The sequence below is a fragment of the Aeromonas sp. s8 genome (assembly GCF_040907785.1).
Taxonomy (GTDB): domain Bacteria; phylum Pseudomonadota; class Gammaproteobacteria; order Enterobacterales; family Aeromonadaceae; genus Aeromonas; species Aeromonas veronii.
Genome location: NZ_JBFOCL010000036.1, coordinates 1 through 9,306, shown reverse-complemented (window position 1 = coordinate 9,306; position 9,306 = coordinate 1). Strand labels below are relative to the sequence as shown.

Sequence of the window (9,306 nt, the reverse complement as noted above, 5' to 3'; positions counted from 1 at the left end):
CTCGCTTTGAACAACCGGCGCAACTCAGAGCGCTGCTGCATACGCTCACGGTTAATCGCCCGCCTACGGGCCAGATAATCGTAAAAACAGGAAGTAGGCACATCGAAAGCGCAGCAGACCAGGAGGATGGGGGCTTGCTCCCTTAATCGGTCTATCAGCGCGTACGAGTGAACTCGTCCGCCATCAAGAGAGCAGTAGCCTTTTTTAGAATGTCCTTTTCACGTTCGAGCCGGTTGATACGGGCTTCCAGCTCCTGGATTTTCTGCTGCTCAGGAGTCAGCGCTTTGCTGATAGGAGTGGTGCCGGTTCGTTCGGATTGCAGTTGCCGAACCCAGCGACGGAGCACGGTTTCACCGACATCCAGTGAACGGCTTGCTTCGGGGACAGAATATCCCTGGTCGAGCACCAGGGATGCGGCTTCGAGTTTGAATTCGGCAGTAAATGAGCGACGTAATCTTGTCATTGAACACCTCAGGTCATGGTGGCGACTGTACCACCTAAAATGGTGTCCGGGATGATTAGACCACTACAGTTGCACCTTGCCATCGCTCTAACTTGACCTCTGTCATAAACGTGCGTTTGCTCGCGGTTAACCCCCAGCAGCCCGACTAGAATCAGGGTAGATAGGCGGCCTCAGGGCCCGAGGAGGTTATCATGATCGAGTACACCAGCAAGCGCATCGTCTGCCCTCACTGTGGCCACCATACCCGGGTCGAGCTGGATGCCAGCCAGGGTGATCAGGAGTTTTACGAAGATTGCATGGCCTGTTGCAATCCGATCCACCTGCGGCTTCACCGCGACGAAGCCCGCGACTGTTTGCAGTTGTTTGTGGATGCAGACGACGAGCAACTGTTTTGATTGCGAGTCACAAAAGGCTGAGCATCTGTTTTGCCTGCAAGTCGCAAAGAGCTGAGCAGATGTTGTGACTGCGAGCCATAGAAAGTTGAGTGGATATTTTCACCATGTAAATAACAAGGGCCTGCACACTGCAGGCCCTTGCTTATGAGGGGATTGACACCGAGCCGTTTCCTTTCAGTGACCCCCGCGCGCCGCCAGTACCCGCTCCACCGTATCGACGATGGCCTGAGTCTGGGGATCGATCTCGATATTGGTCTGCCAGCCAGCCTTGACCCAACCCAGGTTGGTGCGGGCCAGGGTCTCGGGGATCAGGTGGACGCAGAACTCCCGCTCGCGCACCTCACCTATGGTCAGGCTGATGCCATCGATGCCGATATACCCCTTGGTCAGCACATATTTCATCAGCTCGGGAGCGAGGCGATACCACACCTGACGGTTGTTGGGGGTGTCGATCACCGAGGTAACCTCCGCCATGCCGATGATATGGCCAGACATGGCATGACCGCCGATCTCGTCGCCAAAGCGGGCAGCCCGCTCCACATTGACCTTGTCCCCCACCTGCAGCTTGCCGAGGTTGGTCAGGCGCAGGGTCTCCTGCATCAGATCGAAGCTGACCAGCTCACCCTCTACCCGGGTAACGGTCAAGCAGCAGCCGTTGTGGGCGACCGAAGCGCCGAGGGCCAGCCCTTCCCCCCACGCCGAGCTGGGCATGCGGATCACGTGGGTACGAAATGAAGCACTCTCTTCGATGGCGACCAGCTCGGCCACACCTTGCACAATTCCGGTAAACATCATCACCTCTTTGTTTCTGGTAACACGCTCTGTTTTTTATCGCGGCCTGTGGCCGCTTCTTTTACATAATCCGTTTTTACACAATTCGTTTCGTACAAACTGTCACACCTGCTCCGCCGCCTCAGACCGCGCCAGCACACGAGCCCGGCGCTGGGAATGGATGACCACTATGCCAGCCAGCACGATGAGCAGACACCCAGCCATACTACTGAGGGTCGGCATTTCACCAAACATCAGATAGCCGCAGAGGGTAGAAAAAAAGATCTGGAAATAGAAGAAGGGCGCCAGAGTAGAGGCCTGCGCATACTGCATCGCCTTGATAAGGCAATATTGGGAGAGCAGGGTCACCAACGGTAGCGCCAGCAGATAAGGCCAGTCGGCAAGCCCAGGGGTGCGCCACAGTGCAGGCTGCCAGCAGAGTGCGACCATTGCCACCATCCCCAGCATGAAGCAGGTGACGATCAGGATATCGAGGGTGGTCAGACGTGGATCCACCAGCTTGGTGATGAGGTTGTAGCCGGTGTTGGCCAGTACAATGACCAGTGGCAGCAGATAGTAGAGGTTCGCGTCGCCCCCGTCAGGATGGGTCACCACCAGCACGCCAAACAACCCCAACAGCACGGCCGCCACCTTGGCCCGGGTCAGACGCTCCCTGAAAAAGATCACGCCCGCCACCACGAAGGCCAGCGAACCAAGCTGGCAAATGATGGTGTAGACGTTGAGCGGTACATGGGCCAGCGCAATCACCGAGACCAGCGCACAGACCAGAAACAGCAGCGAGCGCAACAATAGCCAGCGATCCACCGCCAGCAGCGCCGACATGGTGCGCCTTGGCAACAACAGCAGCAGACCGAGGAAAGGAACAAAGAAGCGAAACCAGACCATCTCCATCACGGAGTAGCCATGGAGTACCAGATATTTGTCCGCGCCATCCTTAAGCGTCAGGGCGAGAAGTGCAAACAGCGTCAGAAAGATCGCCAGTGAGTTGCGCGAAGAGAACAGCATCAAAGAGGCCGAAACAGGAAAAAGGGGGTAACCAAACTAACGGGCTTGCCGCAAATTACAACCGCGAGACTGACAAAATGGGAGCAAAACCGCTATATTTGCTCGCCTTTTTACTTTCAAGGAAGCAAATCATGATGGTTTATGAGTGCTGTGAAGCGATCCGTATCGCCTATAACCAGATTGGCTCCGGCGAGCAGGGCTATGTGCCGAAGGCCATCGCCGCCACTATCCGCGCCCTCAACGCGGTCGCCGCCGATGAGCGGGTGCCCGCCGAACTGCGTGAACAGGCCGCCTATGCCGCTGCCAACCTGCTGATCAGCGATCACGAAGACGCCTGATCCTGCCCCTCGGGGCGGCAACTATTTCGTCCTGGCTGAATTTCAGGCTAGAATGCCTCCCCCACCCTTTGCACTTTCGTCCGAAAGTGCAAAGGCTCTTCCCGATTTCCGCTCTTTTTTACTCTTATCTGATCCACTCGGAGGTGTCAGTGCAACGTTATTGGTCCGAGGCGAAGCAGCTCGTCCGTCTAGCCAGCCCCATACTGGTCGCCCAGGTCGCCCAGGTCGCCATGAACTTCGTCGATACCGTGATGGCGGGACAGGTGAGTGCAGTCGATCTGGCAGCCGTGTCGGTGGCGTCCAGCTTCTGGCTACCGGTGATCCTGCTGGTGCAGGGGATCATCATGGCGCTCACCCCCATCGTCTCCCAACTCAATGGCGCCCGTAAACGCGAAGCCATTCGCCCGGCCGTTCATCAGGGCTTCTGGCTGGCACTGATCGTCACCCCGCTGGCGATGATTGCGCTTTATTACAGCCCGCTGGCGTTGCAGTTCATGGATGTGGAGCCGGTGATGGCGGCCAAAACCACGGGCTATCTGCATGCCATCCTGTGGGGTCTTCCCGCGTTCGTGCTGTTCCAGGTGCTGCGCAACTTCAGTGAGGGGCTCTCCCACACCATGCCTACCATGGTGATCGGCTTTGTCGGGCTGGCGGTCAATATTCCCGCCAACTACATCTTCATTCACGGCCACTTCGGCATGCCGAAACTGGGCGGTGTGGGTTGTGGCGTGGCTACTGCCATCGTGCTGTGGGCCATGCTGCTGGCGATGCTCCTCTATGTGAAGCTCTCCCGTCACTTCACCGAGATCCGCCTCTTCTCCCAGCTGGCTCGCCCCAACGGTAGCCGGATCTGGCGCTTGTTTCGCTTGGGCTTCCCCATCGCCATGGCGATCTTCTGCGAGGTGACCCTGTTTACCGTGGTGGCCCTGATGCTGGCCCCCTTCGGTGCCGAGACGGTGGCGAGCCACCAGATTGCGCTCAACTTCTCCAGCCTGGTCTTTATGCTACCCCTCTCCATCGGGGTGGGTGTCACCATCCGGGTCGGTCACAGTATCGGTGAAGGGCAGCCCCATCACGCCCGGGTGGCTGCTCGCACCGGCTTGATGCTGGGGATGGCCATCGCCGCTGCCACTGCCGCCATGACGGTGCTGCTGCGCGAGCAGATCGCCTCCATCTATACCGATGATCAGCAGGTGATCGTCCTGGCGGCCATCTTGCTGTTCTTCGCCGCCATCTATCAAATCTCAGACTCGGTGCAGGTGATCGCAGCAGCCGCGCTGCGTGGTTACAAGGATACCCAGGCGATCTTCTACGTCACCATTGTCGCCTACTGGGGGCTGGGGCTGCCGACCGGCATGATCCTGGGTCTCACCGACTGGGTGGTTCCGCGGATGGGGCCGCAGGGCTTCTGGATTGGCTTTATCGTCGGCCTCACCAGTGCCGCGCTGATGCTGGGGGCTCGCCTGCGCCATATCTATGGCCGCTTCGCGACGCCGGAGGCGTGCACCACCCTGTCGCGGGCCCAGTAAAAGCGGCAACTCGCCTGCAAAATCAACAGGCTGCGCAAGAACTGGGCAAACAGTCTCCTTTGTGCGTATGGCCTGTTGACAGCCTTGGGGGGCATGGGTAGTATGCCGACCACGCCAGCAATGCTGGCGTAGTGAAGTGGGTTTATAGCTCAGTTGGTTAGAGCACTACCTTGACATGGTAGGGGTCGTTGGTTCGAATCCAATTAAACCCACCACTTTTCTGTGATGCGTCCTTAGCTCAGCTGGTTAGAGCACCACCTTGACATGGTGGGGGTCGGTGGTTCGAATCCACTAGGACGCACCATCACAGATTGCTGTTATGCGTCCTTAGCTCAGCTGGTTAGAGCATCACCTTGACATGGTGGGGGTCGGTGGTTCGAATCCACTAGGACGCACCATAACAGTTAGAACGATTTGCAGATGTGGGTTTATAGCTCAGTTGGTTAGAGCACTACCTTGACATGGTAGGGGTCGTTGGTTCGAATCCAATTAAACCCACCACTTCTGCATAAAGAAATAAAAGTCGCATTGCGCACCCTGCGTCCTTAGCTCAGCTGGTTAGAGCATCACCTTGACATGGTGGGGGTCGGTGGTTCGAATCCACTAGGACGCACCAGATTAAAAAAGCCCGCTCATCGAGCGGGCTTTTTGCATTCTGCCATTTAGTCACTCCCCTGCCCCGCCAATCCGTTCAGCACAATTCGGCAATGACGCAGAGCCTTGTTCGCATAAAAAAACCCGTGTCATCCGATAAATGACACGGGCCGGATAGATGCCGCCAGATCTTCAGCTCTGCACGGCGATCTCGTACTTCTTTATCTTGCGATAGAGGGTGGCAATCCCAATCCCCAGCGCCTGTGCGGCCAGTTTTTTGTTGCCGAGCCGCTGCAGGGTTTCTTCTATCATCTGTTTTTCCATGCTCTCAAGGCCACTCTCACCCGGTACGGGTTCAGGCAGTTTCTCCGGCGTGGCAGCGAGCGGAGCGGTGGCAGGCACATTGAACGCCGCATCCAGATTGGTCACCGGGATCGACTGGGCGGTGACGAGATGGGGCTCCTGATTGCGGATGATGTTGGGGGGCAGCAGGCTGGCGTCAATCACCTCGCCCGCCTGGCTGACGTTGACCAGATATTCAATGAGGTTGCTGAGCTCGCGCACGTTGCCCGGCCAGCGATACCCCTTAAGCAGCGCCATCACCTCGGGTGCCAGACCGGGATAGACAATGCCAATGCGGCTGGTGTGGAGGTTGAGGAAGTAGTGGGTCAGCAGCTCCACGTCCCCTTCCCGCTCCCGCAGCGGCGGCAGGTTGAGGGGGATGACGTTGATGCGGTAGTAAAGATCTTCACGAAACTTCCCCTCGGCGATGTATTGATCGAGATGCTGGTGAGTGGCAGCGATGATGCGAATATCCACCGGCACCGGTCGGCTGGCCCCGATGGGGGTCACCTCCCGCAGCTCCAGCACCCGCAGCAGCTTGGCCTGCATGGTGAGCGGCATGTCGCCAATTTCGTCAAGGAACAGGGTGCCCTGATGGGCCGCCTGAATCAGACCCTGCTTGCCACCGCTGGAAGCGCCGGTAAAGGAGCCCTTCACATAGCCAAACAGCTCGCTCTCCAGCAGTTGTTCGGGAATGGCGGCACAGTTGATGGCGATAAAGGGCTTGTCCTGCCGCGGACTCAGGCGATGAACGGCGCGGGCCACCACCTCTTTACCGGTGCCGCTCTCGCCACAAATCAGCACGCTGGAGGGACTCTGGGCGATGCGGTGCAGCAGTCGTTTGAGGGTGCGCATCGGCTTGCTCTCGCCGATCAGCTGATCGATCCGCACATCCGGATCCGGCTCCTGAACCTGACCGGAGTGGGACTGGTGAAACGCCATCAGAAAGAGCTGCTGGCCCTGCACATGGTGCAATTGACCGATGATCAGCTCCTGACGCCCCTCAAAGGTGATGATGTGCTGGAGATGACCACTCAGCCCCTGCTGGGAGAAGGTGAGCGGGCGGATCCCCACTTCGCGCCCCTGCAGCTGTTCCTGCTGGCAACCCAGATGATGGAGCGCCGCCTCGTTGGCGTAAAGCAGTTGACTCTTGTCATCGAGCAGCAGGCAACCCTGATCCATGTTGGTCATCAGATTGAGGAACACCTTGTTGACCCCGTCCGACAGCCCGCGTGAATCGAGCAACTTGGCTACAAAGATGGTGGAGATATGGCGCACATAGTCACACACATCCTGCAGATTGTTGTTGAGGCGCGCCTGCTGCTCGTCGCTGAAGGCCACCAGACTGATCACCCCGATACAGCGCTCGTCCACCATGATGGGCACCCCGAGGAAGGCGCGCTCACGGCAGCTCTCCTTGCAGGTACAACCGTCACACACCGGATCATCGCTGGTGTGGGTAACGATCTTCTCCCTTTGGTTATCAATCACATAACGCAGCAGGCGGGAATCCCCCTCCAGCTGACGTCCAAAGAATTTGCCATAGGGCCCGGTGCCAGCCACCCGAACCATATCGGCATCCACAATTTCGACCTCAAGCTGCAGCACACTCGCCAGCATCTTGGCAAAGCGCAAGATGGTCGGCTGGATCTGCATCAACAGACACTGGTTGCTCACGGATCTCATCCATCATTCCTTTTTGTTCTTGTTATCCTCCCCCGAAAGGGAGTCATGCTGGCCAGATACTAAGGGATATCAGGGGGAACTACTTCGGGGGGGATCACGAAAAGGGAAAATGATCCGTATCCTCCGTGACTTCAGAGGCACAGATAAAATTCAATAAAAACATAAAGATGAAAACACATGCAGCAAGATAAACCACTCGGGACAGCCAAGCCTGCTGATCTGCGGAATCCATCGACAAATCATGCTGAAGGTGGGGAAAACAGCCACTGAAATGGCATCTGGCTCACGCGCCGCGTACCTGTTTCAAGACTTGGCACTCATGGTCGAAATCCGCTTTATCTTGTGGCTGAATGTAACTTTGCCAGCGGGCAAACAGCTCGGCCGTCGGGTAACGATGCAGACGAATACCGGTGCGATAGAGTTTGGGAAAGAGTGGGTCTGGCTGGGATCTCACGACCAGACCGCGCAGCTTCACGCCAGAGGGAATGGCAATCACCAGCTCATCCCCCTCTTTCAACCGTATGGCCCCCAAGATGCCGATGCCGCCGATGGCTATGTCGCGCACCACTACGTAGGGCACCGGGTTGAGCAACTCCAGAAACCAGTTGCGACGGCGACATTCTGCCTTGTAACCACCGCCACTGAGGATAAAACGGCGGTGTCTGCGCCAGTCATAACCGGTAGGCAATGCCGGGTCATAGCGCGATTTTGCCTGCCCCACAGGATCAGATTGCTCACTTGTGCTCATCCGGTTTCCCTCACTGGCATTGGTTAAACAGTGTCAGTCAGCTCTTTTTCATACTATAGCTGTCGCCGTTAGGCCCGGGGCTCAGGGTTGGATAGGAGGACGACAGATGTATCACGAGGCAATGATGTGGTACGAACCGTTTCCACGAGAAGAGCCGCAGCGATACAATCTGACTTAGCCAGGCAGATGAAGTGCCAGCCAGACCGCCAGCGGGTGTAGTGGTCTAATCATCCCGGACACCATTTTAGGTGGTACAGTCGCCACCATGACCTGAGGTGTTCAATGACAAGATTACGTCGCTCGTTTACTGCCGAATTCAAACTCGAAGCCGCATCCCTGGTGCTCGACCAGGGATATTCTGTCCCCGAAGCCAGTCGTGCACTGGATATCGGTGAAACCATACTTCGCCGCTGGGTTCAGCAGCTTCAATCCGAACGAAGTGGCACTACCCCAATCAGCAAAGCGCTGACTCCGGAGCAGCAGAAAATCCAGGAGCTGGAAGCCCGCATCAACCGGCTCGAACGTGAAAAGGACATTCTAAAAAAGGCTACGGCTCTCTTGATGGCGGACGAGTTCACACGTACGCGCTGATAGACCGATTAAGGGAGCAAGCCCCCATCACTCTGGTCTGCTGCGCCTTCGATGTTCCCACCTCCTGTTTTTACGACTATCTGGCTCGCAGGCGGACGATTAACCGTGAACGTATGCAACAGCGCTGTGAGTTGCGCCGTTTGTTCAAAGCGAGCAGGAACTCGGCAGGCAGCCGTGCCTTGATGTCGATGATGCGGGAGTTGGGGTATCAGATTGGTCGATTCAAAGTACGTAACCTGATGAAGGAAGCCGCTCTGGCATCCAAGCAACCTGGCGCTCATCGCTATCAAGTCGCTCGGTCTGAACGACCGGACATTCCCAATCTGCTGGCCCGCGAATTTGATGTCCAGCAACCCAATCCGGTGTGGTGTGGCGATATCACCTACGTCTGGGCAGGTGGTCGTTGGCATTACCTGGCAGCGGTGCTTGACCTGTACACCCGGCGGGTCGTGGGCTGGGCGATGTCAGATAAACCAGATGCAAAGCTGGCCATCAAAGCACTGGAGATGGCCTATCAGCAGCGGGGTTGCCCATCCTGTGTGCTATTTCACTCTGACCAGGGCAGCCAATATGGTAGCCGGGCATTTCGGCAACGACTGTGGCGTTATCGCATAACCCAGAGCATGAGTCGGCGTGGCAACTGCTGGGATAACGCCCCGATGGAGCGACTGTTCAGGAGCCTGAAGTCAGAGTGGCTCCCGGCTATGGGATATATGAGCTTGCGAGCAGCGAAGCGGGATATCAGTTACTACCTGATGGATTACTACAACTGGCGGCGTCCACATCAACACAATGACGGGATACCGCCAGCAAAAGCCGAAGA

General features: G+C 57.2%; 8 protein-coding genes, 5 tRNA genes and 1 pseudogene. 9 read left to right on the top strand and 5 right to left on the bottom strand.

The annotated features are described in order from the left end of the window. Positions 1 to 463, bottom strand: a pseudogene (locus tag AB5Y86_RS10730) (transposase); the annotation flags it as partial. Positions 464 to 654: 191 nt separating this feature from the next. Between AB5Y86_RS10730 and AB5Y86_RS10725 the strand changes: the two are divergent. Beyond that, complete coding sequence (locus AB5Y86_RS10725; RefSeq protein ID WP_005336871.1) at positions 655 to 858, top strand: CPXCG motif-containing cysteine-rich protein; 204 nt, start codon at positions 655 to 657, stop codon at positions 856 to 858. 174 nt (positions 859 to 1,032) lie between these two features. Here the strand turns inward: AB5Y86_RS10725 and AB5Y86_RS10720 are convergent, their stop codons facing one another. Together AB5Y86_RS10720 and AB5Y86_RS10715 are read right to left on the bottom strand one after the other, a co-directional pair. After that, positions 1,033 to 1,650 carry a riboflavin synthase subunit alpha gene (locus AB5Y86_RS10720; protein WP_368192836.1) on the bottom strand — a complete coding sequence of 206 codons (618 nt, stop codon included), beginning with the start codon at positions 1,648 to 1,650 and terminating at the stop codon, positions 1,033 to 1,035. 102 nt (positions 1,651 to 1,752) lie between these two features. After that, positions 1,753 to 2,655: a DMT family transporter gene (locus AB5Y86_RS10715; protein ID WP_368192835.1), complete on the bottom strand. Its 903-nt coding sequence runs from the start codon at positions 2,653 to 2,655 to the stop codon at positions 1,753 to 1,755. Positions 2,656 to 2,786: 131 nt separating this feature from the next. Between AB5Y86_RS10715 and AB5Y86_RS10710 the strand changes: the two genes are divergently transcribed. From AB5Y86_RS10710 to AB5Y86_RS10680, 7 genes are all read left to right on the top strand, one after another. Further along, entirely contained in the window at positions 2,787 to 2,993 is a 207-nt protein-coding gene (locus AB5Y86_RS10710; protein WP_005352334.1) for a YaeP family protein, read from the top strand. Positions 2,994 to 3,142: 149 nt separating this feature from the next. Beyond that, a complete protein-coding gene (locus tag AB5Y86_RS10705) occupies positions 3,143 to 4,522 on the top strand; it encodes an MATE family efflux transporter (RefSeq protein WP_368192834.1) in 1,380 nt (459 codons plus the stop codon). A 138-nt stretch (positions 4,523 to 4,660) separates the two neighbouring features. Then, positions 4,661 to 4,737 (top strand) — tRNA-Val (locus tag AB5Y86_RS10700). A 12-nt stretch (positions 4,738 to 4,749) separates the two neighbouring features. Continuing rightward, positions 4,750 to 4,826 (top strand) — tRNA-Val (locus AB5Y86_RS10695). A 17-nt stretch (positions 4,827 to 4,843) separates the two neighbouring features. Further along, positions 4,844 to 4,920: transfer RNA gene (locus AB5Y86_RS10690), tRNA-Val, on the top strand. Between the two features lie 26 nt (positions 4,921 to 4,946). Next, positions 4,947 to 5,023 (top strand) — tRNA-Val (locus tag AB5Y86_RS10685). Between the two features lie 38 nt (positions 5,024 to 5,061). Beyond that, positions 5,062 to 5,138 (top strand) — tRNA-Val (locus AB5Y86_RS10680). A 170-nt stretch (positions 5,139 to 5,308) separates the two neighbouring features. Here the strand turns inward: AB5Y86_RS10680 and AB5Y86_RS10675 are convergent. Together AB5Y86_RS10675 and AB5Y86_RS10670 are read right to left on the bottom strand one after the other, a co-directional pair. Continuing rightward, positions 5,309 to 7,144, bottom strand: coding sequence for a sigma 54-interacting transcriptional regulator (locus AB5Y86_RS10675; protein WP_181224030.1), 1,836 nt, complete (start codon positions 7,142 to 7,144; stop codon positions 5,309 to 5,311). A gap of 283 nt (positions 7,145 to 7,427) precedes the next feature. After that, entirely contained in the window at positions 7,428 to 7,892 is a 465-nt protein-coding gene (locus AB5Y86_RS10670; protein WP_368192833.1) for a hypothetical protein, read from the bottom strand. Between the two features lie 282 nt (positions 7,893 to 8,174). Between AB5Y86_RS10670 and AB5Y86_RS10665 the strand changes: the two genes are divergently transcribed. Next, positions 8,175 to 9,306 (top strand): IS3 family transposase gene (locus AB5Y86_RS10665; RefSeq protein ID WP_368192832.1). Its coding sequence is split into 2 segments (ribosomal slippage), with 1,133 coding nucleotides annotated over them: positions 8,175 to 8,430 and positions 8,430 to 9,306; the frame shifts between segments, so codons are not numbered across the junction. This gene is flagged as partial in the annotation.

What these genes read in the sequence shown, in the direction of transcription:
- AB5Y86_RS10720 (WP_368192836.1), bottom strand. Translation starts at nt 1,650, where the DNA reads ATGTTTACCGGAATTGTGCAAGGTGTGGCCGAGCTGGTCGCCATCGAA.
- AB5Y86_RS10715 (WP_368192835.1), bottom strand. Translation starts at nt 2,655, where the DNA reads ATGCTGTTCTCTTCGCGCAACTCACTGGCGATCTTTCTGACGCTGTTT.
- AB5Y86_RS10725 (WP_005336871.1), top strand. Translation starts at nt 655, where the DNA reads ATGATCGAGTACACCAGCAAGCGCATCGTCTGCCCTCACTGTGGCCAC.
- AB5Y86_RS10675 (WP_181224030.1), bottom strand. Translation starts at nt 7,144, where the DNA reads ATGAGATCCGTGAGCAACCAGTGTCTGTTGATGCAGATCCAGCCGACC.
- AB5Y86_RS10670 (WP_368192833.1), bottom strand. Translation starts at nt 7,892, where the DNA reads ATGAGCACAAGTGAGCAATCTGATCCTGTGGGGCAGGCAAAATCGCGC.
- AB5Y86_RS10710 (WP_005352334.1), top strand. Translation starts at nt 2,787, where the DNA reads ATGATGGTTTATGAGTGCTGTGAAGCGATCCGTATCGCCTATAACCAG.